Origin of the sequence: Paenibacillus sp. FSL R7-0189 (assembly GCF_037969925.1) — a bacterium.
GTDB classification, from domain to species: Bacteria; Bacillota; Bacilli; order Paenibacillales; family Paenibacillaceae; genus Paenibacillus_AQ; species Paenibacillus_AQ odorifer.
On the sequence record NZ_CP150223.1, the window covers coordinates 2,026,184 to 2,051,332 of the forward strand.

Annotated in this window: 22 protein-coding genes; 2 read left to right on the top strand and 20 right to left on the bottom strand. The window is 44.2% G+C overall.

Annotated features, from left to right (window positions below; genetic code table 11):
* Positions 1-90 precede the first annotated feature (90 nt).
* Positions 91-3,213, bottom strand: a complete 3,123-nt coding sequence (locus MKY63_RS08685) for an EAL domain-containing protein (protein ID WP_076215615.1) — start codon at positions 3,211-3,213, stop codon at positions 91-93.
* 306 nt (positions 3,214-3,519) lie between these two features.
* Between MKY63_RS08685 and MKY63_RS08690 the strand changes: the two genes are divergently transcribed.
* Complete coding sequence (locus tag MKY63_RS08690; RefSeq protein ID WP_167348483.1) at positions 3,520-3,663, top strand: hypothetical protein; 144 nt, start codon at positions 3,520-3,522, stop codon at positions 3,661-3,663.
* Between the two features lie 174 nt (positions 3,664-3,837).
* The gene (locus tag MKY63_RS08695; protein ID WP_339812479.1) at positions 3,838-6,120 is read left to right on the top strand and encodes a TPM domain-containing protein; all 2,283 of its coding nucleotides are present in this window, start codon (positions 3,838-3,840) and stop codon (positions 6,118-6,120) included.
* 91 nt (positions 6,121-6,211) lie between these two features.
* Here the strand turns inward: MKY63_RS08695 and MKY63_RS08700 are convergent, their stop codons facing one another.
* The 19 genes from MKY63_RS08700 to aguB form a co-directional block, all read right to left on the bottom strand.
* Entirely contained in the window at positions 6,212-7,828 is a 1,617-nt protein-coding gene (locus tag MKY63_RS08700) for an ATP-binding protein (protein ID WP_036687435.1), read from the bottom strand.
* A 192-nt stretch (positions 7,829-8,020) separates the two neighbouring features.
* A complete protein-coding gene (locus MKY63_RS08705; RefSeq protein ID WP_038568317.1) occupies positions 8,021-8,809 on the bottom strand; it encodes a formate/nitrite transporter family protein in 789 nt (262 codons plus the stop codon).
* A gap of 461 nt (positions 8,810-9,270) precedes the next feature.
* Positions 9,271-10,371: a toxic anion resistance protein gene (locus tag MKY63_RS08710; protein ID WP_036687432.1), complete on the bottom strand. Its 1,101-nt coding sequence runs from the start codon at positions 10,369-10,371 to the stop codon at positions 9,271-9,273.
* An 11-nt stretch (positions 10,372-10,382) separates the two neighbouring features.
* Positions 10,383-11,090, bottom strand: coding sequence for a hypothetical protein (locus MKY63_RS08715; RefSeq protein ID WP_036687454.1), 708 nt, complete (start codon positions 11,088-11,090; stop codon positions 10,383-10,385).
* Between the two features lie 34 nt (positions 11,091-11,124).
* A complete protein-coding gene (locus MKY63_RS08720; protein ID WP_036687430.1) occupies positions 11,125-12,180 on the bottom strand; it encodes an ATP-grasp domain-containing protein in 1,056 nt (351 codons plus the stop codon).
* Positions 12,177-13,010 carry an HAD family hydrolase gene (locus MKY63_RS08725; protein ID WP_036687429.1) on the bottom strand — a complete coding sequence of 278 codons (834 nt, stop codon included), beginning with the start codon at positions 13,008-13,010 and terminating at the stop codon, positions 12,177-12,179. The genes MKY63_RS08720 and MKY63_RS08725 overlap by 4 nt, the downstream gene beginning before the upstream one ends.
* Positions 13,007-14,158, bottom strand: a complete 1,152-nt coding sequence (locus tag MKY63_RS08730; RefSeq protein WP_076101184.1) for a cysteine protease StiP family protein — start codon at positions 14,156-14,158, stop codon at positions 13,007-13,009. Before MKY63_RS08730 ends, MKY63_RS08725 begins: the two co-directional genes overlap by 4 nt.
* Positions 14,139-15,449, bottom strand: a complete 1,311-nt coding sequence (locus MKY63_RS08735) for a phosphoribosyltransferase family protein (RefSeq protein ID WP_339813476.1) — start codon at positions 15,447-15,449, stop codon at positions 14,139-14,141. Before MKY63_RS08735 ends, MKY63_RS08730 begins: the two co-directional genes overlap by 20 nt.
* Before the next feature lie 76 nt (positions 15,450-15,525).
* The gene (locus tag MKY63_RS08740) at positions 15,526-16,734 is read right to left on the bottom strand and encodes an HpcH/HpaI aldolase/citrate lyase family protein (protein WP_235219550.1); all 1,209 of its coding nucleotides are present in this window, start codon (positions 16,732-16,734) and stop codon (positions 15,526-15,528) included.
* A gap of 224 nt (positions 16,735-16,958) precedes the next feature.
* Positions 16,959-17,699, bottom strand: coding sequence for a TerC family protein (locus MKY63_RS08745; RefSeq protein ID WP_036687425.1), 741 nt, complete (start codon positions 17,697-17,699; stop codon positions 16,959-16,961).
* A 27-nt stretch (positions 17,700-17,726) separates the two neighbouring features.
* Positions 17,727-19,007: a TerD family protein gene (locus tag MKY63_RS08750; RefSeq protein ID WP_339812484.1), complete on the bottom strand. Its 1,281-nt coding sequence runs from the start codon at positions 19,005-19,007 to the stop codon at positions 17,727-17,729.
* A 133-nt stretch (positions 19,008-19,140) separates the two neighbouring features.
* Positions 19,141-19,722 (bottom strand): TerD family protein, encoded by a 582-nt coding sequence (locus MKY63_RS08755; protein ID WP_339812486.1) that lies wholly within the window; start codon positions 19,720-19,722, stop codon positions 19,141-19,143.
* Positions 19,723-19,778: 56 nt separating this feature from the next.
* Positions 19,779-20,354: a TerD family protein gene (locus MKY63_RS08760; protein WP_076147827.1), complete on the bottom strand. Its 576-nt coding sequence runs from the start codon at positions 20,352-20,354 to the stop codon at positions 19,779-19,781.
* Between the two features lie 29 nt (positions 20,355-20,383).
* Positions 20,384-20,980, bottom strand: coding sequence for a TerD family protein (locus MKY63_RS08765; RefSeq protein ID WP_036687418.1), 597 nt, complete (start codon positions 20,978-20,980; stop codon positions 20,384-20,386).
* A gap of 124 nt (positions 20,981-21,104) precedes the next feature.
* Positions 21,105-21,551 carry a tellurite resistance TerB family protein gene (locus MKY63_RS08770; protein ID WP_036687417.1) on the bottom strand — a complete coding sequence of 149 codons (447 nt, stop codon included), beginning with the start codon at positions 21,549-21,551 and terminating at the stop codon, positions 21,105-21,107.
* A 155-nt stretch (positions 21,552-21,706) separates the two neighbouring features.
* Positions 21,707-22,429, bottom strand: a complete 723-nt coding sequence (locus MKY63_RS08775; RefSeq protein WP_036687449.1) for an amino acid ABC transporter ATP-binding protein — start codon at positions 22,427-22,429, stop codon at positions 21,707-21,709.
* Positions 22,430-22,439: 10 nt separating this feature from the next.
* Complete coding sequence (locus tag MKY63_RS08780; RefSeq protein WP_036687415.1) at positions 22,440-23,090, bottom strand: amino acid ABC transporter permease; 651 nt, start codon at positions 23,088-23,090, stop codon at positions 22,440-22,442.
* Positions 23,091-23,183: 93 nt separating this feature from the next.
* Complete coding sequence (locus MKY63_RS08785) at positions 23,184-23,999, bottom strand: transporter substrate-binding domain-containing protein (RefSeq protein ID WP_076297259.1); 816 nt, start codon at positions 23,997-23,999, stop codon at positions 23,184-23,186.
* Positions 24,000-24,224: 225 nt separating this feature from the next.
* On the bottom strand, positions 24,225-25,100 hold the full coding sequence (aguB, locus tag MKY63_RS08790; protein ID WP_076316590.1) for an N-carbamoylputrescine amidase: 876 nt from the start codon (positions 25,098-25,100) through the stop codon (positions 24,225-24,227).
* Positions 25,101-25,149: the final 49 nt, after the last annotated feature.

Genomic DNA, 25,149 nt, shown 5'->3' on the forward strand with positions numbered 1-25,149 from the left:
GTCGGAGCTTGTTTTTTTGCAAAGACTTAATCTTAAAAGCATTACACACCAAAAACCCCCACCTTGTAGATGAGGGCTGTGTATCAACTGCTATATTCCGTAACGCTTCTGCGGTTCCAAAAGCTCCACCACTTCCTGCTTCGGAACAGGTCTGCTAACCAGATACCCCTGTACCTTATCGCAGCCCGATTTTCTGAGGAAATCCAGCTGGCTGATCTCTTCCACCCCCTCCGCAACGACCTCCAGCCCCATATTGTGTCCCAGCTGTATAATGGTCTGCACAAAAGACTGGCTGTAAGCTTTTTCCGAAAGCGAATCGATAAAGGTTTTATCCATTTTAAGCGTAGAAATCGGCAATTGCTGCAAATAACTAAGAGATGAGTACCCCGTTCCGAAATCATCCAGCGCAATACGAATGCCTTGGGATTTGAGGAATTGAAGCTTATTCACGATACTCTCAAACGATTCCATAAAGATAGACTCGGTGATTTCCAGTTCAAGACAACTAGGCTTTAGCCCGCTTTCAGCCAGACTTTCCTGCACCATCTCGACGAAATCATCCTGCAATAGTTGAATAATGGAAATGTTAACTGATATCTTGTAAGGAATGCCCATACGATCTTGAATGCCCTTCATAAAGATGCACGATTCCCTAAGCACCCATTCTCCAATATAAATAATTAGCCTGGAATCCTCGGCGATTTTGATAAAAGAAAGTGGAGATACAAAGCCCAGCGTTGGACTATTCCAGCGAATTAAAGCCTCAAAACCAGAAATTAATCCAGACTGGATATCCACCTGCGGTTGATAATATAACTCAAACTCATTATTATTCATGGCACTGCGCAAATGCTTCTCTATATTCATCCGTTCATTAAACGCAGTATGCATGGATTTGTCATATACCACATAAGTCCCTTTGCCATCCTCTTTCGCCCGGTACATAGCGACGTCCGCATTTTTCAAGATTTGCTCGGTGGTCTCCCCATCTTCCGGATAAAAGGAAATTCCGATGCTTACGGAAACGTACAAATAACTCTCTCCGATTAAAAAGGACTGCCTGAATGCTCTCATGATCCGCTCCGCCAGGTCTAGCACATCCTCGTGGTTTTCTATATCCTTAATAAAAATCACGAATTCATCCCCACCGAGCCGAGAGAGCATATCCCCTTCACGAACCAACGACTGCAGCCTTTTGCTAGCCTTCTGAATGAGAACATCACCGGATTTATGCCCTAAGGTATCATTGATGTATTTAAAATTATCGGTATCTACGAACAACAGCGCCGCCTTGCCTCCTGAACATTGCAGATATTTCTCCATAGATTCCAGTAGACATACACGGTTGGGTAAATTACTAAGCTCATCCACATAAGCTAGACGATGCATGTGTTTTTGATTCTCCACCAGCATATCGTATTGCTCTACAAGCTCCTGCTGTGTGGCTGTTAGCTGTTCATAGGTTGCCTCAAGCTCCTGATAACTGTTGCTCAGCTTTAGCTCTACCTGCTTCCGCTTACTAATATCAATCAGTGAACCGATAAATAACACAACTTCATCCTTTGGATCAACGATAGCTTTACCACTTACCTCAAACCAGACGAATTGATTATCTTTGGTCCGCATGCGGTATTCCGTCTCGTAGATAGGTGTTAAACCTGCCAGATGATCATGTCTTGCCTTTTGGGATGATGGCTGGTCATCGGGATGAATAATACTAAGCACCCCATTTTCGAATGAATTGATTTCATCCTCCGTATAGCCCATGAGCTTGTACCAGCGATCCGATAGATTATACAGTCCTGTCTCCCAATCAAGCTCCCACATGTAAGCACCAGAACCCTCTGTCGCGAGACTGAACCGTCGTTCACCTACCTGCAGTCTAGCAAATTGCTCCTGTAGCTCGACCTCTGTCGCTGACAGCTCTTCGTAAGTAGCTTCCAGTTCCTCATAACTTTGCTGAAGCCTTAGCTCATTTTGTTTGCGCTCATCGATATCCACTCCTACAAGCACAAAAATATCAGCTGCCTGCTTATCCAATCCTTTTAACAAGGTGGTCCGAAATGAAAAATACCGCGCTGCTGGCGAATTGTCCGGAAGTTTATGCTCGATATTATCAACATAGTCAAGCTGTACGGCCCTTTCCAGCAGATTCCGAATAGCCGCCGTACTGCCTGCCAGACCCTCGATATCCTCAATGTTTTTGCCCACTACTTCATTCTCGCATAAGCCCGTCATTCGCTCAGCGTAATTGTTAAACCGAACTACCTTTTTATCCGCCTGCACAGCCCAAACCACCATACCGCTATGCTCTATTACATCCTCAAAAAATTGCTGTTCCGAATAAACCGCCCGCCGTAAGTGATTAATATACATTTTTAGCAGAACCGCACTAATGATCAGAAGGCCGAGCAGAATAATGGCTCCCACAATAAATCTATTGCGCATCATAACTTTATAATAATCTGAATGAACGAAGAAATAGTGCTGATACAGCTCTTCAAAAGCACCGGAACGATGCAGGCGATCCAATCTCTCGTTAACATAAGTTACTAGCTCCGGAGCGGATTTACTTATTGCAAAAGCAACATCCCTAGGGTAGAGATTGCTCATTTTTTTGATAATACTCCCCTTCAATTTCTGTTCAGCAATCAGATAATCGATCACTTCCTGATTCTCAAATAGAAGGTCGATTTCCCCTTTTTCAAGAGCCTTTAAAGCTTCAGGAGTCGTTGCATACTCTATGTAATTTGTAATCCCCACCTTGCTGTTCAGCACGGTTGCAGAATACTGTCCATTCCCTAACCCAATCTTATAACTTCCCAACGTCTTTAAATCGATCTCATCCTCAAGCTCTCGCCTTGCATAGATGGAAATATAGTTTTTAATAACTGGATCTGAAAATAACACCTCTTGGTTACGCGACTCCGTAATTGCCATAAGACCTGCTATCTCAATATCTCCTTGAATCAGCCGACTGTAAACTTCATCCCATTGCCCAGTACTGTAGTGAATAAGATAATCCTGCTTCTCAAAAATCATCGTGCTCAAATTAATATCAAACCCGGTCAAATACCCATTTTCTACATATTTATACGGTGGATATTCCAGTTCTACTTGGTACCTTATATCCTCTCTTTCGGCGTGAGCGGCTGTAGGAGGTACGAGCAAAAGCAGAAAAATAATCAGAAGCAACATTGTGCACCGCTTCATTGCCCAATTCCCCTTTTTGCAAAAATTTAGAATTTAAAGCATTATTCTAAAAAGTATTCGACAAAATATGGTAAGATTCCTGCTAATTCTTTCCTAAAACCACACATTATACGCAAATCCCCATCTTTCGATGGACTCTTTTATTTGTAAATGATAAAAGTTACGAAGTCTTGATTTTTATATTGCTTTTTACATAGAAAATGTGGATAATAGCAATAACGACAAAACGATGATAATGATTATCATTATTATAAGCGTTAATAATTTCAATTTACTATATTTAAGTTAAAAGGAGACTGATCACCCATGAACGTTACCTCTACCCGAACAACATTACAGGTTGACGATTATCTGGATCTGCTCAATCTTGCCGTTAAAGTTGGAGATTTGAAATGGCAAAAAGAAATTAAATCCAGACTGCAATACATTCTCTGTCTGCCGACAAGATAATGCTTCTGAATATACGCCGTGTTCCCTTATTGGGAGCATGGCTTTTTTTGTTGGTATGCCGACATAGCTATATAATAATAAGAGTATCTCCAGGTCACCTGATGGTTAATGATATAGTATAATTATCAGCATAATATATAGAATAAAAAGCCCTTCAGATCGGAGCGTGTCAGCTTGAAAAAGTATATAGCTTTATTCTTAATGCTCAGCCTGTTATGGATACCCGGTGCATATGCCGCTGGAATTCCTGCACAGCAGGGATTCGTTACCGATAACGCTGAAATGTTCAGTTCCGCAGAAGCCGCGTCTATTTCTGCTACCGCTACTGGAGAACTCCTGACCATCCACGTACTCACTGTAGATTCCACAGATGGTACTCCAGCTGATAAGTATGCAGACAAGGTTTACGACTCGTGGAAACTGTCCACGCGGGATCTTCTACTGCTGATCTCCGCTGGTGACCAGTCCATTGAGCTAAATTTCTTAAATCCAGACTTTCAAAGCTCGTTAAATACTTGGTCTAAGAATCAGGGAGGGTCCTCGGGAAGTTCAGCCATCCAAAAACTGCTCGACACTTATTTCATTCCTTATGCCAAAAAAGGGGACTTCGCTGGCGGGACAAAGGCTTTGATTAATGCCATCCATTCTATTGGAGATCGTGCCGGCAATACTGGAGGAACCGCAGGAAGCGGGAGCGCAGTCGGCGCCGGGAATGGTGTAAACCGCTCCAGCAGCTCCATGTTTATGATTGCAGCGATTCTTATCGGAGCCCTTCTAATCCTCCTTCTACTCTTTGTAGTGGTTACGGGCCTGCGTCGCCGCAAGCAGCTTAGCGAGCAACAGAAACAGTTATCTAATTTAATGGTCCAGGCAAATCGGGCACTGGAATCGCTAAATCCTTTTCAAGGGATCGTTCAAGGCAAGACGGGAGAGCTAGTCGAGGGTATTTCTAAGCGGCTGTCTGCCAAGCTCGTTGAAATCTCTGCACTACAAAGCGAAGGTCAAGGCGTTCAGCCGGCATTTTATCGCTTGGCTGCCCTCAAGACAGCTGTGAAACAATTACAGCTGACCGAAGCTTCCTTCCGCGCAGCGCTTGAAGAGGAAGAGAAACACATTGCTGTCATCAGCGAAGCTGACCGCAATGTCAAACAGCGTATTACAGAGCTGAAAGAGGATACGCCGGAGCTTGAAGAGCAACTGCAAGGTGCAGTTAAAGAAACCGGATATGAGCTTCAAGAAATTGTAGAGGAACTTAAGGAGCTTGCGGAGGAGACAGCTAAGGCAGACCAATTAGAGCTTTTTGATCCCATTGCTGCACAAGAGGTTACCGAGGATGCACAGGAACGTCAGGAAAAGATTGAACAGGATCTGAAGGATGTTGATCTCTACGATGATAAGCTAAACAAATTCCCTACGGTATTAGCTGCGGCACGTGCCAAAATCACCGGGATCATTGAACAGAATTCACTGCACAATATGAAGGTTAAGCCATATGATCACCTGGAGCAGGCCCGCGCAGAATCGTTGACTCTTGAAGCGCCACTGCGTATAGGAGATATGGATGAGGTGCGCAGAATCGGCGCCAGTCTAGACCTTCTTCTGGATGAAGCTATTGCTATGACAGAGCAACAAGCACTGCTGCGGCAGAATAACCGTAGAGATCTAGAGACATTCCGCACCACATGGAGCCATTTGAAACAGCGGCGAGACGAGCTGCAGGCACGAATTACAGAAGCACGTGTACATTTCGAAGAACAGCATGTAGCTACTATAGAGAATATTCTGACGGAGTGGAGCACACGTCTTCGGGAAGGCGCAGGTGAAGTGGCGCAAATTGAGAACTGGACCAGTGATGAACGGGGCGAATATGACAAGGCCCACGATGCGCTGGAGCGCTTGCTGTCATTGCAGGATGAAGCTGGCCGGCAATATGACGGTGTCTCTGAAAGTCTAAATGCATTAAATGAAAGACTTGATAAAGTACAACGTCTCTTCTCCGAAGGACAAAGCCGGGTAGAGACGACCCAGCGAATGCTGCACAGCAGAGGCTTGTCTTCCAGAATCCGCTTTGAGTTGTCCTTATTGCCGGAATATAGCCAGTTGGAGCAACGGCTGTCATCCCGGCCTTACAACCTAGAGGAACTGGAATCGATTGGCCGCGCTTATGACGCTCAGATCACTTCCTTTGTGAATGAAGCGAACCGAATCATTCGCCAAAAGGAAGAGGAAGAACGGCTGGCCCAGCTAGCCATGATGAGAGAGCAACAGCGGCGTGCACAAGCCCGTAAACGAATGTCCTCTGGTCCTCCTTCTTCAGGCGGATTCGGTGGGGGACGTTCCTCCGGCGGCTCTTCCTGGGGCGGAGGCGGCAGTGGCGGCAAATCCTCCGGCGGTTCTTCTTGGGGCGGTGGCGGCGGCAAATCCGGTGGAAATTCATCGGGTGGCTCAAAGTGGTGATTCCTCACACTTAGATGCAAATGGATATACAAAAAGACTCTTTCGCCTATACCTGGCGGAAGAGTCTTTTTAATTATGAATTATTGCTGTTTCATTTGTGGTATGAATGTGCCATTGGAAGATAAATTGTAACGGCTGTGCCCACTCCCTTTTCACTAGCTATTGCCACATATCCTCTGTGGGCAGTCACGATTTTTTTGACAATCATGAAGCCAAGTCCATTCCCATCGCCTCTGGTCGTGTGAAAGGGCTCCCCTAATTTCTCCAGAACTTCCTTGTTCATACCCTCTCCATTATCGGTAAAGGTAATCACCTGGAATTCATCCTTCACATCAAGAGTTACTGTAATGCTCCCGCCAAAAGGCAAAGCTTCCATTGAATTTCTTAGGATATTCAGGAAAATCTGCTTAATCTGATTGCGGTCACATTCGATCTCAGCATCATAATGGATCTTTGTATTCAACGCTATATTATTCATCTCCACCTGAATCGCGAAGATATTCAATACTTCCAGAAGGATCGTACTACATTGTTCAGTCATATAATGCGCAGCCTGCGGCTTACCCAGAATAAGAAACTCGCTCACAATGAGATTCATTCTTTCCACTTCTGACATAATGAGATCATAATGCAGCAGACGTGAATCTTTATTAGCCAGTTGAAGCATCCCTTTCACCGTAGTCAGGGGATTGCGGATCTCATGTGCAATGCTCATGGCCAGTTGTCCTGCGACCACTAGCTTTTCTGTATTGCGCAGCACTTCTTCCGTTCTTTTCATCTCCGTGATGTTGCGCAAACTTCCAATCACACGCGCTAAGTAACCATTCGCATCGTAAACGGGTAGTACATCTAACATATAATGCTCGAACAACCCGTTTTTCTCCTGAATCACTTCTAACCCGGCACATGCGACATGATGTATGATGACATGTTGAAAGTATGCGCCCACATTCCTAATTTCAAAGACACTAGTTCCAACAACAGACTCTTGATGCTCACCACCCAAATGAAGCATGGCTAAACCGTTCTCATTTATATTCACGACTGTTCCGAATTGATCTGTTATGATTACCCCTAAGTAATTGGTCTCTAGCAAAATCCGATTTAATAATTGCAGCTGAGAATTTCCTCTCCGCAACAAAATCTCACGTTCAATCGAGTCAGCCATCGTACAGAGCAGAGGCAGCAAATGGGGATGGGCTACATCTATATCTGCCATAAATGAAATTGTACCTAAGATTTCCTGCCCATTTTCTTTATAAAATGGAGCCGTACAGCATACTAAATGATGCAAAATATGATGGAAATGGTCTCGTCCTGTCAGCTGGAATGGCCTCTGATATTCAAGGGCTAAAGCGATTGAATTGGTACCCACCTCTTTGTTCATCTGCACGCCTTCTTTGATGCCTACCTGTCCTACGAGATCAATAATCGTCGCATCTCCCTGGAACGCTAATAGATAACCTGCATCATCCGAAATCGTAATTAGGATCGGGTTCCCCTTTACTGAGGACAGAAATTTTTTGACAAAAAATTCGATAACCTCAATCACTTCACTATATACGCTAAGCTGCGCTCCCAATTCATCAGCAGAATATCCCTTTGCAAAGACAGGCGGTTGCTCAGGATCAATTCCTTGGTCTATACAATGCTGATTGGAAGCCTTAATAATGGTCTCATCCGTCAGTATCCCTGTTGTCTCATCCAAAGCCCTTACCCCATTCTGTATGAATCTTCAATTTTGCATTGCATAATTATGTATTCTACCTCTCTCCCTCTAATCCTTTTCAATCCTTAAAAATCAAATAATCCCAATGTTAAAAAATAACTTTCTGCACAAAAAAACTCCACCCCTGTAAAAGAGCGAAGTTTTGGAGGATTATTATTTTCTGTTTTTCTGTTAATGCTTAGTGTCATCCAAAAAAGGTTTATTCACATAATAATACATTACCCCCATCAGTACGCCACCGCCAATTAAATTGCCGATCGTAACGGGGACAAGGTTATGGAACACTCCATACCACGATACCGTTCCGGGATGATCAAGTACAAGCGCAATCGCAAAGGTACACATATTGGCAATACTATGCTCATAGCCGGAGATGAAAAAACAGAATACGAATAAGACCATTGCGAACATTTTGGCCCCATCGCCTTTCATATTCATGGGTATAAAAAAAGCCATACAAACGAGCCAGTTACAAAGAATGGCCCGAAAGAAAAGCTGACCTGCCGGGGCTTCCATCTTATGCTCCACTACATATAACAAAAATCCGTTTACATCTGAGCTATAGAACAGTCCTGTCAAAAAAATCAGCAAGGCAAAAACGGCAGCTCCAAGAATATTACCGATATAACTCATGATCCACATGCGGACAACCTCAGACCATTTCATTTTCCGTCTTAGTGCCGTGTATGTGTAATAAAAAGTATCTCCGGTGAATAAATCCCCACCACCAAAAGAAATTAGAATAATAGCCGCTCCGAAAGTTATCGCAGCCATTGGATATGCAAAGGGGGATTGCTCCATAAAGAAATAGTTGCCTGTCTTAAAGGCTACAATTACACCGAATCCGATAAACATACTGGCCAGCATGGCTCTGGCAATATAGCGCATTACGCTTTGCCGGAATATCTTCTGTTTCTTAAGTGCTAAATGTTCAACCTGAAGCAGCGCCTCGTTCTCCATGTGACCTCCTTAGGGATTTTGGTATTTCCAGCTGATTATGGGCTAATCGTACAGCCTTGCGTTATTATACCCAATAACCCGCTGGAAATTACTTGAACCAATTCACGCCAAAAAATCCCTGAATACTTACGGGGAAGCGAAGCTACCTCTTGCTAATTGTCTTCATTCATTTTAGCAATGGCTTCTGCTTTTTCACTGCTGGCGACGATGATAAGCACGAGTATCAAACAGCCTAAAACCATAGCCTATCCCCACTTCCTCCACATGTAGTCTTGTGACAACTTATGTATGTGGATAGGGCTTTATGTTTGGCTACAGCAAACTTCGTTTGATTAGATCGCGTTTACGCCTATACAGCAGGTGAAGCAAACTACCCCATAACCAAAAAAAAACAGAGCAGCGAGCCCCCAGAAACGAAGGCTCACTGCTCTGCTATATTTTTACGGTCTTTTTTTAACTAATTAGTTCAAGAAACTGCTCAGTTGGCTCTCTGCTTCACCTTGTTTCAGCGCCTCAGGCTTGTCCGCTTCATTGAGACCTAGACGATTGCCCAATTGGGTATTGATCGTCGTCATTTTGGATGTATAATCCTGGCAGCTCTCGATAATACGACGGTTTGACTGTTCCGAAGTGTCTAATGCGCTAAGCAGATCGCCGATCGCTTGATTCACGGCTTCCATAGACATGGAAGGTTTGGATAGAAGCTCGGTCGTTTTTTCTGTAGTCGTACGCAGCAAGCGTGCATTTTCTTTAAACTGATCTTCAATCGTCTTATTTGTTGCTTCTACAGCATTGATAACATTCTCCTGATCGGCCAGCGACATCGCAATCATTGCCGACACTGTGATCAGATTAGAGGTCTTATCAATCGCATTATTCACGGAATCGATCAGTTTATCATTATTGTCATTGATGATATCTGTAGCAGCGATCGCTTGATTGTACAATAGAATCATCTCTGTCATGGACTGAATACGAACCATCACTTTACGTAGACCACGCTCCAGATAAGCTTTACGGAACTCATTCTCAGGCTTCGCAATCTCCACCTCGAACAGCTCTTTTAGCTTATTGCCGAAGGCAATTTTGGTCTGCAGGTTATAGATCTCCTCCATAGAGGTACGTTTCAGCTGGCGCATATTTACAATACTCTCTTCGAGGGTATCCCTGCCGTCGCGTAGACCGGTAACAATCGCATCAATATTCGTGCGGACAGACTGATATTTGTACACATAGTTCTTCATCGGACTCTTCCGCAGCATTTTGCCGAAAAAGCTAACATTCTTACTCTGTTGCAGATTTTCACACTCATTCCGCAGCTTCATAATCATGTTAGGCACTTCAACACGCTTACCGGACATCAGGTCATTTACCGGACGATCCAGCAGTTTGAGGGTTTGGCCTGCTTTTTCCTGCGTCTTCACCCCAAGCTTCCCGATATCATCCATTAAAGAATCCAGTGTGACTGTATCTGTTTGGGATACCTTCTCGATCAATTGTGCCGCTTCTTCGACTACCTTTTGTTCATCTTCTTTTTTTAATTGGATCAACTGCGTGGACATGGGTTTCCCTCCTATAATTCGGAACTGCTATACCGCTGATGAATCAGTTCCGCCTTCGTCTGAAGTTCCATCAGGTCTTTATGTTCGATCGTCGAAGCAATATCCGATATTTTGGAATCAACATCTCTTAGACCGTTCAGCAGCGTTCTCCGATTCTTCGTCTTTGCTTCACCACTTAGGCGCAAAAATGGGTTAATCACACCATTCAAATCCTTCAGAATCAATCTGCGGACCGTGTGATTAATATCGCCATTATTGAGCTCCTGCAGCAGCGGAATTACACGTTGAAGTCTCGCAAAAAGCGCCAGTGATTTCTCGACAATTTCATTGTCCAGTGTATCCTTCTGCCCTTCGGAGATAATCATATCTTCCAGAATGCTAAGGTACTCAACTACCGGAGCAAATTCCGGTCCAATCTTCGTCGGTTCTGCCTCAGTTCTACCACTATTGCCCGGATTAAATGGTGCAGCATTATTTGCCGCACTATTTAATTGCGGAGCATTTGCAGAGGGAGCTGGAGCAATAGGTACCGTCTCTGGACCTGCTGGCAGCACCTCAGCCGGAAGGTTGGTTCTCGGACTTCTCGTTGCAAGAACCCCTACAGCAGCACCTGCTACAGGCAACAGCAAGGAGAGTAACTCAGGCAGAAAAGAGCTCGTTAATACAGCGACAACATAGCCAATACCGGCATACAGCAATATTTTCGATTTAAATTTAATTTTTCTCACCTCTTGTGAGCGAGATTGCGAACGCTCAATTCACGGGATCCGAAATTACGGATTCGCCGTTTATTTTCATAATTAACGGCTGCTCTACATGGCTGGCAAGCACATTATCGCCGAACTCCGCAGGCTGTACCTCTCCGCCGAGTGCACTTTTGACAGCCAGGTATGGAAAGTTAATTCCAGACAGACAAGAAATATGAAGACCTCCAGACATCCGGGGGTTAATCTCCAGCAGTTTAGGAATTCCACCACTATACTTCATTTGAATATTGAAATTGAAAGGTATTTTATATACCTCTGCTACCCGAGAAGCGATCTCCTCCAGCTCCGGAATATGCTCCATCAGCCGCAGACGGCCGCCAGCTTTACGACGGGGCACAGCCGCTAACAGTCTGCCGTTCTCATCTGACAAGCAATCTATACTGTATTCATAACCTTCCAGCAATTCCATCACCATAAGTTCAGGGAATGTAGCTTCACTTCCCAGAATACGATAAGCCTCTTCGAAGGATATCAGCGGTGTTACATGACCAAACAGCTCCTGCAGAGGACTACGTGTGTTATCAATGATACGGAAGCCGAGGCCCCCCTCTGTCTCCGTAGGTTTAAAGCATACGCGATGCCCTTTGGCTACAAGATCATGATAAGCCTCTTTGAACTGCTCTGCTGTACTGACCACATGATAATCAGGAATTGTCATAATCCCGGTTTCCTTAACACTTTCGTAGAACTTACCCTTATCCATGATGGTCTCCAACAAGTCCAAATCTCTACAGACCAGAACCTTGGTACCAATCGCATCAAACATAGCAGCATGCAAAGCTATATCCAGCATATGTAACCGTGGAATAAAGATATCGATCTCATTGCGGCGACAGAAATCCACACAAAATTGAACATATTCTATTCCAGTCAGTGCCGGTTCAGTCCCAGCAACATCAGCCCCTTGAAGTGACATATGGTGAATATCTGGGTGCGTGGCGAAGATTTGTACAGGAACGCCATCCTCATTATTGCGGATGAGATTCATATAATGGTAAGCGACGGAAAACCAGCGATTGAAATAAATGTTTACCTTTTTCATAGTGGCCCAACTCCCAATACGGTTAAGTTATTATAGATCATGTTTACATACTGTAGAATTTCATCACCAGCAAAAACACCCGCTTGCTTCGTAAAGGGGTACCTTGATTTTACAAGACCACTTTGCTGCTCTGCAAATATTTCTCCATGACAAGGAGCAATCGCATAGTCCGCACTTTCTAGTAAACTCTTATCCAACAAGGAATCTCCCGATGCTACCATCGGTTCTGACCGAACCGTCCGGCGTACATGAACAATCGCATCACTTTTATTTACAGCGGCAGGAACGACATATAGCTTGCGCCCTTGTAAGGATACCCGCCAGCCCAAATCGTATAATCGCTCTGCCAGATTCGTAATCTCATCCATAGGTAATAAATCACGAACTACCACAAAGGTATAGAATAAATCATCACAATACCGCTCACTAATGATCCATTCCTCGTGCACTACAGACCTAACGTGCATTCTAACTTCTTCTGCCGCAGCCGATTCATTTTGAACAAGCCTGCCCACAGAAGCTCTCCAGCTCTTATCCACTTCGCCACCAATCAGAATATTCCCGCCATTACTAGTAATCGCGTAGTCTGGAATAATCGTGTCTTGAAACAGATTAATACGCTTATACTGCGCGATTGTACGTGTTGTAACGGGCATAAAGATAATACGGGAAGTAAGCTCCATCAGATCAGCCAATGCTTTTTGGGAAATGTATGAAACCGTCTTGCCATCCACAACCTCCGCAGGAACCAGGCCCGGAGTATTCTCCGGGACACCAATTGCATTTAGGGAATAGATTAACGTTCGGTCCAAATCACTGGCATAGATCATTCCGTCTCACCTCTCAGCGGTTTAATAATCCCGCAACAGGAATAGGTGAGTCCAGGGAATACTTCTACTGGAACCCCCCTATCCTCTGCTAAGAGAATAATATGACGGAGATTTGGATTATCCATAGTATCGACAAGAATCTTCCACGGTACTCTGCGCAGCAGCACTCGGGTTGTTTCTCCGACTCCGGGCTTGACCAAATTGATGTTATCTATGCCGAACACTTCTTGAATACTCTGAATATCACGCAGCCCCTGCCATGTAATTTCTGGCGGGGATTGCTGCATCTGTTCAGCAATCGCTTGTGCTTCTTCCGCAACGGAGGAGAAATACGGGCAGATCGCCGCAATGAATACATTAGATACATCCGTATCGAGCCATTCCTTGTAGAATTTAGCCCCATGGAATTCTTCCGGACCGATTAAATCGTCGCGCAGCACTGTCCGGCTCATCAGCCCTGACACCGTAGAATTGAGGCATGCACTAGGAATAAGATAATCCTCTCTAGTACCGAACGTGCCTGAACAGTTCCCGGGATCAGCCAATACGGCCAGGTCATCATTTAGCCGAATGCCATATTTCTCATACAGGCTGTTGCACGCTTCAATCAATACCTGGCGAATAGCTCCTTTCCCCGTCCATCCATCGACAAACTGCAAATCAGCGTCAAGCCCGTGCTTTTGCAGAATATAGAGGATTGCGTTCTCATCAATCCCCTTGCCCCGAATGATAGAGATACTATAATGCGGCAAATCAGCATCATATCGCTCTTGGATATAACGCTTAATCAGTACACCAATTGGTGTTCCCGCTCTTGCCAAAGAGACTAACACCGTATCAAGTCCCCGTTGAGCGACAATCATCTCAGAGACTACCGCTACTGCTAGAGCGACCTTCTCCGCAGATTGCTCCAGCGTCTCGTGAAATAACTCAATATACTGCTCAGTAGGCTGATATTCCACGGGCAGCATCTCAGAGTAATGTACACCTGATTGAATGGCGGCCTCTCTTTCGTCAGTCGCCCGCTCCAGTGAAACATCACTCAGATCCTTAAGCAAAAATATAACATCTGATGGAGAATAGCTGCCTAGCGGAACCGGTTCGGCTATACTTCTGTTTAGAATTTCTTCAGTTACTGTTCCCTTCATTGGTAGGGCCTCCACTTCTTCTTTCCGAGGTCAGTACAATAAGATGCACTTTATGGCGGGCCAGTTTCTTCAGTATATCAAGCATAGGTTTCATACGTTCATGCGGTACATCACGCTCAATCAGCACAAATATATCATCGTATTGATCAGGAGCTACATTATAGATAAAGTTTGTGATCTCCGGGTCGCCGGCTGAAGGATAGGCAGCAGCACTATGCACCCCATAATCCGGTCGACGCTCAGGGTGGATTGGACTTCTAGTGGAAGACTGATAAGCAATCCCTTCCCCCATTTCCGCCGCCACTCTCATCGGAAGATACATAAATTCCCCTACGCCCATTACCAAGGCTTTCTGTCCTCTACGCAATTGCCGCAGCTGTTCAGCTATTCGTTTCACACCCTGATCAAGCCCCGGATTATCCTGCGACACAATTCCGAAACGTCCACTATATTTCATATACGGCGCTGTGTTAATCTCACCATATGAATCGATAGAGGATACCTCCAGTCGTTCCATTCCATCTGGAGCATAAGTGGTTACAACCTCACACTCTAAAGCAGCCTCTCTATCCAGCTGCTCTGTATCCTTATTAAATACTGGTGAACCTATCACTTCAATATTCCCTTGCAGCAGACATAACGACTTAATGCGAATCCCCAGCTCCTGCTCAAGATCACTATAGCGTTGAAGATTGCTGCCGCTTCTCCAGTCCAAAAGGGAGACTACCACATATTCCTCCCGCGGGAACTTTGACTGAATATCCCGAATCGTATTGATCGCGGTTTTCCCAGTCGTTATCTCGTCATCTACCAATATAATAGGCTCTGTCCCAGATAAGAGTTCGGTATCCAAGGCATAACATAGATGATCAACCGCATGAGAATGTTCTTCTACAAAACTTACAACAGACTCCAAATCAGGAATATGCTCACGCGTAGTATGAATATATGATGCCTGCTCAGCAAAGATGTTGTACACACTGTGACCCAGTGCAGTTGCCGTTTCTGCGAATCCTATAAAAACCACAGGCTTGGGCAAAACCAGCTGGGCCGCTAGCAAATGTTGATAGGCTTCCTTAGCAAATTCAGGATGAATCAGCCCATGAACCGCCATATCCAATAACTCTGTCATACGATCACTGTCCACGGAATCACCGTTCATCTCCTGATATAACAGCAGCGCCAACGCTGCTCCGCTTAGAAGTGAAGTATACGGATCGACGGGGATATGCTTGCCAAGCACCTTACTGACAAACAGAAAAGTCCGCTTTTTATTAATTCGCGCCGCCATAGAGAATAAAGAATCCAGAGGCATATGAAAGGGGTTAAAGGTTTCGGTTACATTCACTTGCAGGTTCTCGACTATGTTATACGTGCGTAAATTCGTTTTCGGGTAATAATCCGACAAAATGCTGTTGTTCATGTAACACCCCGTATATTTGAGATCGTAGTAAAGTTCGTCTTGCCCAATTGAGATGGGGCTTAATTTCATTCATTTTATTAAAATATTGACTCTTAAACACGCCCAAACTGCCATCATTACTTTCTACAATGCTTAAAGCATCAACGTATTCCTCATGCATAACCGTATACATCGCCTGAACAGGTCTGAGGTGAGAAGGATGGATAATCGTCTTGCCTACAATTCCATTCTCTTTATCTAAAATAACCTCACGAATTAGCCCGTCTACACTGCTCGAAATATAGCTATTCCGCATATCACGGCCGTTTTTGCCGTAAGTATCCTCAAATGGGGTCTGCCGCAGCTGCGGCCGGAGAACTCGATGGCCTTTATTCGCAAAATACTCCCAGACGGGTCCTGAGATCACATATCCCTCTTCAACCCGCCCAAACACATTGATAATGTCCGAGATACAGTCACGAATAGGAGTAAGATCATAAATACTAACATCAGGACTGCGACGCAGTCCGAACAGACTGGAGAAATCCGTTGCCCCAATTCTAACGTTTAGGACAAGTTCACGGTAATTACGGAGTAAATCACGGATAGATAGCAGACTGTCCACTCGACTTTCCCGATAAATAATAGGTGCAGTTTCCAAGATTGGCATCCCGTAAAGCACAGGATCATTATAACCACGCGTATTGTTGTACTCAGCTAACGTTTCAAAATATTGAATTCCATTGTCCACAGAGAACTTAGGAAAAACAAACCCTGTTAACATCGTTACCAAGGATCCCAAGCGGAAAATCATTTGCCGGAGTTGGTCCGGGTTACGTACTCGTATAAAAAGAAGCGGGAGGCTGTTTGCCGAATCCAGCTCATTTTCTGCGTAAGCAGCTAGATAAATAAGATGCTGGATAATAGACTCCTCTGCATTGTCAACCTGGTCATCTCCGATTGCGTCCTCCAGATCTATAATAACCGTCACCAGACCTGCATTCTTGAGCTTAATGATGTCTTCTGCAACACTTGCACGGGTAGCCGGCATATAGAGGGCAGCGCCGACAGCGTAGGCTAGCAGTTCCTTGTTCGTGGTATGATCAAATGAGATAGGCGGAGTGTAAAACAAAGAGTTTTCTTGTTCTTTCGTCAGGTAATCGAAGTATCTCAAATCGGTTCCCCCTTATAGTTTTGCGAAGCCAAGCAAAACAAGCGTAGACCTCTCCTCATAGAGAGTGTCAGAACCGGCAATACTGTCCCTTGGGATGGCATCTTGGCTCTCTCAAATATAAGTGAAGGCCTACGCTATAACATATACGATTACCTGAAAGAAGCAGGCGTTTCTATTCTTGCATGATCGGCTCCGACTTCTCTATGGTGCAATTACTTTTTTAATCATGCACTTTTGTGGGCATCTTTTTTCTTACGTCTAGCACTGTAGAGGATCGTACCCACGAATACCGCTATAAGGATTGTAAAGAATACGACATGCGGCAATTCAAAGCCAAAAGCACCCGCTAGCATCTTACCCGCAATAATGGCGATAAGCAGGAACGCTGCCTGTTCCAATTCAGGGAATTTATCAATAAGCTTCAAGAATACCTGCGCCACTCCGCGCATCATCAGAACTCCTAATATACCACCCATAAAGAGAACCCAAACCTGATCGCTAAGTCCAAATGCAGCAATGACACTGTCAATACTGAAAGCAATATCCATTAATTCAACAAGGAGAACCGTCTTCCAAAAAGAAGTACCTTTATTCTCCGTATGCTCTTCGCCACTGCCCTTAAATAAACCTTTATATGCGATATAAAAGAGATACAGTGCACCAAGAACCTTAACCAAAGTAAACTTAATAAGAAATGTCCCTAGTCCAATGGCCAGGAATCTGAACAAATAAGCCCCTAAGATACCGTAGAAAAGTGCCTTTTTCTGCTGCTCCTTAGGTAGATGCTTAACCATAACGGCAAGCACAAGCGCATTATCTGCAGAGAGCAAACCTTCTAGTAGAATTAAGCTTCCGATAATCCCCCAGCTCACAGGATCAGAGAGCGTGCCTACTACATCACTCCATGAGAAAAAATGCCCGTAATTCTCACTAATATTTCTAAAAAAATCTGCGAACCAATCCATTACACTTTGCGCCTCCGGTAAAATCGATTATTTGCTGCCCGCAACCCAGCGCAGCCCCCATCCATAGGCTTCATCCATCTCACGATGACCACTGTAATATTGCACCAGCCGTTCAACACTAAATGTTTCATTGCTTACATTCCGGAATAACGCAATGGCACACATCCCTTTTCGGTTGTTATGCTCGTCCAAATTTACAATGATATCAGGTCCTCCGCCTTGTTTGATGGTGACAACCCCATCGGCCTCCGACCAGTTGGTTACCCCTTTATAAATAAAGGAAAACACTAGAATGCGTTCAATCTCGGAAATTTTGATACCATTTATACGCAAATTCTCACCAGTAGTTACGGAGCCTGTACGATCATCCCCATCAAGCATGACATAAGGAGGTTGATTTAAGGAGCCAAAGGCATTGCCTAACGCTTGTACCACTCCTTTACTGCCATTCTTCAGTTCATACAGACAAGCAAGATCTAGATCTACGCCATTTTTACGACTAAAGAGTCCGCCCTGTTTCTGGTTCCAGTTGAGATTAATCAACACTTCCCCTAGATCACCACTGGCTGATTTTTTCAAATTGATGGAATCGCCTTTTTTCTTCAGCTCGATTTTCTTCAAGTTGAGATTTATTGGCGAAGGCGGAGGTGTGGGTGGAGGGCTCTCTTCACGTTTCACTGGCTGCGCAGGCGGCGTTGCGAAGACTCGTGGTGGAATCTGCGGCTTAACCTCCGGCTGTGGAGCAGCAGGAGCAGGCTCCTCATTCGCTTCAATACCAAAGTTGCTGCATATCTCTTTCAAACCTCCGGCAAACCCCGCTGCAATGGCACTGAACTTCCATTCACTGTTATATCTATATAATTCCCCTACCACAATGGCCGTTTCCACGGAGAAAAGATTGTCGAGATCACATCGGAGCAGTTCCGCACCTGTTACTTGATTCAGAATCCGAAAATAGGCCTGACTTACTTGCCCAAAACTTTGACCCCTTTTCTCCCCATCATAGATGGTAAGTGTAAAGGCAATCTTCATCACATCGGAAGGAATCTTATCCAATTGAACTTCGAATTGCTTGCGGTCATTGAATCCTGGCACATCCTTATACCTAATATAAGAAGTGACTGGATTATTATAAAATATTAAATCCTCGTCTTTACTTACCTTACCCTCTGATCCAAGCAGGAAAGCAGAGCTATCAATCTCCAGAGCAGCCGGAGCATTCCAGCCGATTTCTACGATTATAGAATGAAGTCCAGCATTGCCTTTGGTCAGATCAGCTTTTTGCCCTTTGACTACGTTAACACTCATTCTTACGCCACCTTTATAAATGGAGTAAACCAACCCATAATTTTGTAAAAAAGAACCCCACAAAGTGGAGTCTGTACTGCTCTAAATATTTAGAAAAAGGGCAGGATCGGTAATGACCCCGCCCACTTGGATGCTATTGCGCGTCCAGTCCATAGTTTCTGCATAAAGCGCTTAGACCGCCGGCAAAGCCACTTCCAATCGCCTGGAACTTCCAATCCGCACCATTGCGGTAGAACTCACAGAATACAACAGCTGTTTCAGTTGAGAAGTCTTCACCCAGATCAAAGCGAAGCACTTCACGATCATTAGAAGCATCTACCACACGTACAAAGGCATTGGAGACTTGTCCAAAGTTTTGTGTCCGAGTTTCGTAATCATAGATCGTTACCGTTATTCCGATGCGCTGAATATGAGCAGGGATTTTGCTGAAGTCAACAACAATCTGCTCATCATCTCCGTCCCCCTCACCCGTACGGTTATCCCCCGTATGAGTCAAAGAACCTGCGCCACCCGAGGGATTATTGTAGAATACAAAATCATCGGAGCCCTTGGCTTTACCATCTTCATGCAGTAGAAAGGCTGAAGCATCAAGGTCAAAATCTTGGCCGCCGCTATACTTATTAGTATCCCAGCCCAATCCTACTACTACCTTAGTCAAACCCGGATTAGTCTTGGTAAGATCAATCCGTTGTCCTTTAGAGAGACTGATCGTCACTGACAAAACCTTCCTTCATTATTCATTTGGTTCATCTTTGGCATATACAACGAAATTTATTGCAGGCCGTAGTCGCGAGTCAAACCGCCCAAGCCGTCTTTATAGCCGCTGCCGATGGCATTGAACTTCCACTCTGCACCATTACGATACAGTTCGCCTACAACAACACCAGTTTCAATAGAGAAATCCTCACCGAGGTCGAAACGAATCAGCTCTTCATTGTTCAGATCGTTTACGATACGTACATAAGAACGGGAAACTTGTCCGAAGTTTTGACTTCTTGCTTCAGCATCATAAATTGTAATAGTAAAAGCTACTTTGTCTACATCAGCAGGGATGTTCTGAAGATCCACTTGAACCTGCTCATCATCACCATCGCCTTCACCTGTACGGTTATCGCCGGTATGAACAACAGAAGCATTTTCATTTTGCTTGTTATTGAAGAAAATAAAGTTTGTTTCTTTATCAACTTTACCACTAGCATTGGTCAAAAAGACGGATACGTCCAAATCGAAATCTTTTCCGCCGTCATATTTATTAGTGTCCCAACCAAGACCTACTGTGATTTTGGATAGACCTGGGTTTGTTTTCGTTAAATCGATCTTTTGACCTTTGGATAGATTAATTGCCATGATTACATACCTCTTTTCTTATATTTGGATTATACGTAGCGTTCTGCAAGTTGATTGATATGAGCGGCGTGGCTGCCTTCACCAATTGCAGCGAATTTCCATTCCCCACCTTGGCGGTAAAGCTCTCCACAAATAAGTGCCGTAAAACCTGTGTAGTTGTCTGATAAGTTAAATTTAATCAACTCATTATTCCCGGCAGCATTCATTACCCGAATATACGCTGATTTGATCATTCCAAAATCCTGTTTGCGATTCACTGCATCGTAAATGTTAACGACAACCAGCACCTTGTGAACATCGGCAGGAATGGCTTTCAAATTAACCATGATTTGCTCGTCATCTCCGTCGCCTTCACCCGTCAGATTATCTCCGGAATGAATAACCGAGTTGCAAGGACTTTGCTTGTTGTGGAAGCAGATCAGGTTACCCTTCTTAGTTAGCTTACCTTCCTCATTTAATAGCAGTGCTGAGGCATCACAGTCGACATTCGCCTGTTTCTTGACTCCAAAGAATCCCCGCGAGGCTTCAATCGGATCCCAGCCTAAGCCCACAATTACATTGGACAAGCCCGCATTACCTTTAGTCAAATCAATCTTTTGACCTTTTACCAGATTAATTCCAGCCAAATCAACGTACCTCCGTTTCCGATAAAAATCATTATCTGTTAGTCTAGCTTTTAGGTGTTATATCAGTGATACGATAAAGATTAAATTACGTTTCAACGAACTTTCATCTATGACTCCACCTAATTTATAAACTGAATTCGCTAGGGTTTAATCCCAAGACGCTACAAATATTCCGCACAACTGCTTTTTCATAATCATCAAAATCGCCATCGGCCGATCCAATTGCCGAGCATACGCCCACGATTAAACGTCCTGCATCTGGTTTGCCGCTAAACTTTGCGATGGCCTTCAAAGCCTCTTGTTTCCCTATTTCCGGTGAGAATTCGAAGTTGCTTACATAATAGTTAAATTGAGCAATGACATCTCTCATGTCAAATACCTTCAATTCATTACTCATATTCATATAGCCGGCCATTTTATTTTTCTCTGCTTCTTCTATTTTACCGTCAGCCGCAGCCACCAAAGCGCAGCCCGCAACTACAGCATTCATAAAATCTTTATTTTTGAATTTTTTCACTTGATCTGTTAGTCCGCTTTTGGTTGTGTTTAACCAGTTTTTAAATGTGCTCATCGTATTCTCCCTCTATCACTGCAAGATTATGATAACAAAAGATATCCCCAGAGCCTCCTCTCCACGTTCCGACAGATTTTGCATATAAATCCCTGAAATAACCGTTACTCTTCTAATATACCTGATAAAATAACAAGATTCTACTTTCCACAAAATTACAGCACCTTTGATAGAAAGGAGCGTGTCCGTTCTTGCACAGGATTTCCGAACAGCTGCTCCGGACTTCCTTCCTCCACAATCTCACCTTGTTCCATAAACAGCACACGATCTCCCACCTCACGCGCAAAGCCCATTTCATGCGTCACCACGACCATCGTCATCCCCTCACGGGCCAGCTCCTTCATCACCGCCAGCACTTCCCCCACCATCTCCGGGTCAAGCGCTGAGGTTGGTTCGTCAAAGAGCATAATTTGGGGCTCCATAGCCAGCGCCCTTGCAATTGCTACCCGCTGAGCCTGCCCCCCAGACAATGAGGCTGGATACATCTCTGCTTTTTCACTTAGACCTACTTTTTGCAGCAGCTCAAGCGCTTTTTGCCGCGCTTTATCCGGAGACCATTTACGCACCTGAACCGGCGCCAGCATAATGTTTTCTATAACCTTCATATGAGGAAATAGATTAAACTGCTGAAACACCATCCCAAGCTCTGTACGGATATCGTTAATCTTCGTACTCGCCGCCATCAAAGAAGTGCCTTCAATTACAATCTCGCCCCCCTGCGGCTGTTCCAGTAAATTAAGGCAACGCAAAAAGGTCGATTTACCCGATCCGGACGGACCGATAACCACCACTACCTCCTGACTGAAAATATCGATACTTATGTCGGCCAGCACCGTATTTGTTCCAAATGATTTATGTAAGTTCCGTACTGAAATCATAGGCTCCATCCTATTTCAGCCTCCGTTCAACGTAATTCAGCAGCTTGCTAAGAGAATAGGTAAGAATGAAATAAATAAGTGCCGCTGTCAAATAAGGCTCCCATATCCGCAAATATTGCCCTTTCATCGTGTTGGTCCAATACATTATTTCCGGTGCAGCCACTAAAGCCAGAAGAGAGGAGTCTTTAACAAGCACAATAAACTCGTTACCAAAAGCCGGAACCATCCGTTTGATCGCTTGCGGTAAAATAATAAATCTCATCGCTTGCCGATTAGTCATCCCCAGTGAAATAGCGGCTTCCCTTTGCCCACGATCAACCGACTGAATGCCCGCCCGAAAAATCTCAGCCGAATAAGCAGCCGAATTAAGCGACAGAGCGACAAACGCAGTGATTAGGGCGTTGGTTTTGCCGTAAAGCGGGGGAATCACTCCAAAGTGAACAATCAGAATCTGCACATACAGCGGTGTTCCCCGAAAAAAGTTGATATATGAATGAAAAGGCCAGCGCAAATACCATTTTGGGGCCATTTTGCCGAATCCGATTCCCAGTCCCAAAATAGAGCCAAATAAAATAGAAACTACAGAAATGCCGATAGTCAGCAGTGTCCCTTTTAAAAGGACGGGCAAATAATGAATGATAATGTCCATTCTAAAATCCATAGGGCTCTCCCCTTCTCTTCTTTATGTCATCTCTCTTTAAAAAAATAAGCATGCGCAATAGCTATCATTACGCACGCTTATTAGGTTCTTTCCTTATTTTGCGTTCAATAAGCTATCCAAGTTAGGTTCTTCGCCGAACCAAGTTTTGTAGATTTCCGCGTATTTTCCGTTTTCCAATACCTTCTTAATAGCCGGATCCAGTTTCGCTTTTAACTCACTGCCCTTAGGGTAAAGAATGCCGTAATATTCCGCTCCGAAGTTCTCCGTGTCTACAATCCCCACCAGCTTCTGCTTAGGATTGTTTTTCATGTATTCACGTACAATGGCAATATCCGCTACGACCGCATCGGCTCCGCCGCCATTCAGTTCCATCAATGCCACCGCATTGCTGTCAAAACGTTTCAAGTTAGGGTTGTCGACGCCCATTATTCCGCTCATCAGGTCGTCTGCAGTTGTGGCCCCTTGTATTGCAACTACTTTATCTTTAAGATCAAGTGCATTTTTGATGTCGCTGCCTTCTTTAACCATGATCATATTGGTAGATTCGAAATAAGGGATGGAATAGTCATAGGTTTCTTTACGTTCATCCGTAATGGATACTGAAGACAGTCCTGCTTGATACTCCGTTCCCTGCTTCACACTTTGAAGCATCGTTTCCCAGCCTGTGTTCGTTACGTCATAGTCTATTCCCGCTTCTTCCATAACTGCCTTAATGAAATCGATGTCGAATCCTTTGATTTTATCCGTGTCCATGTACTCCATAGGAGCGTAGCTGGCATCACTGGCAAACTTAATTTTCTCTGCCGGGGATTCGTTACCAGCTTTACTGTTATTTGCTCCACAACCTACCAATCCAACCACCACCAATGCGATAAAAACTGACATTAAAGCGCGAATTTTTATTGTCATATCTCCATACCCCCTATTTTTGGAAATAACTTAAAGAGATTTTAACAGATTAAAGGATTCATGACAATTAACTTTTCTATTTTATGTAAGGTTATATAACATAATATTATTATTTTATAAGTTTTATACGTACATCACTCTCAAAAAATTACCATCAAACACAAAAAGGCACTGCCAGAGATTGTATTCTCCCTAGCAATGCCTTTAGATTTAACCTTAAACCTATTAAAGTGTGATATCTCCATCATAAGTACCGATCAATTTATACAGATCCGGCCGGCGGTCACGGAAGATTCCCCACTCGATCCGTCCAACTTCCAAAGCATCCAGATCGAATTCGCTTACCAGCACGGTTTGCTCATCACGTCCAGCCTCAACGATTTTATTGCCCTGAGGACCTGCAATGAACGATGAACCGTAGAAATTAATGCTCGAATCCTCATCAATTTCTTCACCAATACGGTTGGAAGCCACGACTGGAATAAGATTAGCAGCTGCATGTCCAAGCATACAGGTCTGCCAATGATCCTTGGAATCGATCGATCCATCCTGCGGTTCAGAACCAATAGCCGTTGGATAGAACAGAATTTCTGCTCCCATCAGGCTCATTACTCTAGCCGCTTCTGGATACCATTGATCCCAGCAGATACCTACGCCAATCTTGGCATAACGAGTGTTCCATACCTTAAAGCCAGTATCTCCCGGATTAAAGTAGAACTTCTCTTCATAACCTGGGCCATCTGGAATATGACTCTTGCGGTATTTACCAAGCACCGTTCCATCAGCATCGATTACAGCAAGTGAATTGTAACGCGCGTAATTCTTTTTCTCATAAAAACTAATTGGCAGCACCACTTGCAGCTCCTTGGCTACTGCTTTGAAATGATTAATCGCCTTGTTATGCTCAAGCTCTGTTGCATATGCGTAATAATCAGCTTTCTCTTTTTGACAGAAATACGGAGTCTCAAACAGCTCCTGCAGCAAAATAATTTGCGCACCCTGTGCTGCCGCTTCTCTGACCAATGCCTCGGCTTTGCTGATATTCTCCTCAATATTGCTGGAACAACTCATTTGTGTCGCAGCTACTTTTACATTTCTCAAGAATCTGTCCTCCTTGTATATAAATGTCCCTTTGGACGTTTAGTTTCCT

What these genes read in the sequence shown, in the direction of transcription:
- MKY63_RS08760 (WP_076147827.1), bottom strand. Translation starts at nt 20,354, where the DNA reads ATGGCAATTAATCTATCCAAAGGTCAAAAGATCGATTTAACGAAAACA.
- MKY63_RS08770 (WP_036687417.1), bottom strand. Translation starts at nt 21,551, where the DNA reads ATGAGCACATTTAAAAACTGGTTAAACACAACCAAAAGCGGACTAACA.
- MKY63_RS08780 (WP_036687415.1), bottom strand. Translation starts at nt 23,090, where the DNA reads ATGGATTTTAGAATGGACATTATCATTCATTATTTGCCCGTCCTTTTA.
- MKY63_RS08705 (WP_038568317.1), bottom strand. Translation starts at nt 8,809, where the DNA reads ATGGAGAACGAGGCGCTGCTTCAGGTTGAACATTTAGCACTTAAGAAA.
- MKY63_RS08690 (WP_167348483.1), top strand. Translation starts at nt 3,520, where the DNA reads ATGAACGTTACCTCTACCCGAACAACATTACAGGTTGACGATTATCTG.
- MKY63_RS08785 (WP_076297259.1), bottom strand. Translation starts at nt 23,999, where the DNA reads ATGACAATAAAAATTCGCGCTTTAATGTCAGTTTTTATCGCATTGGTG.
- MKY63_RS08685 (WP_076215615.1), bottom strand. Translation starts at nt 3,213, where the DNA reads ATGAAGCGGTGCACAATGTTGCTTCTGATTATTTTTCTGCTTTTGCTC.
- MKY63_RS08750 (WP_339812484.1), bottom strand. Translation starts at nt 19,007, where the DNA reads ATGAGTGTTAACGTAGTCAAAGGGCAAAAAGCTGATCTGACCAAAGGC.
- MKY63_RS08735 (WP_339813476.1), bottom strand. Translation starts at nt 15,449, where the DNA reads ATGGCGGCGCGAATTAATAAAAAGCGGACTTTTCTGTTTGTCAGTAAG.
- MKY63_RS08720 (WP_036687430.1), bottom strand. Translation starts at nt 12,180, where the DNA reads ATGAAAAAGGTAAACATTTATTTCAATCGCTGGTTTTCCGTCGCTTAC.
- MKY63_RS08775 (WP_036687449.1), bottom strand. Translation starts at nt 22,429, where the DNA reads ATGATTTCAGTACGGAACTTACATAAATCATTTGGAACAAATACGGTG.
- MKY63_RS08730 (WP_076101184.1), bottom strand. Translation starts at nt 14,158, where the DNA reads ATGAAGGGAACAGTAACTGAAGAAATTCTAAACAGAAGTATAGCCGAA.
- MKY63_RS08710 (WP_036687432.1), bottom strand. Translation starts at nt 10,371, where the DNA reads ATGTCCACGCAGTTGATCCAATTAAAAAAAGAAGATGAACAAAAGGTA.
- MKY63_RS08745 (WP_036687425.1), bottom strand. Translation starts at nt 17,699, where the DNA reads ATGGATTGGTTCGCAGATTTTTTTAGAAATATTAGTGAGAATTACGGG.
- MKY63_RS08725 (WP_036687429.1), bottom strand. Translation starts at nt 13,010, where the DNA reads ATGATCTATGCCAGTGATTTGGACCGAACGTTAATCTATTCCCTAAAT.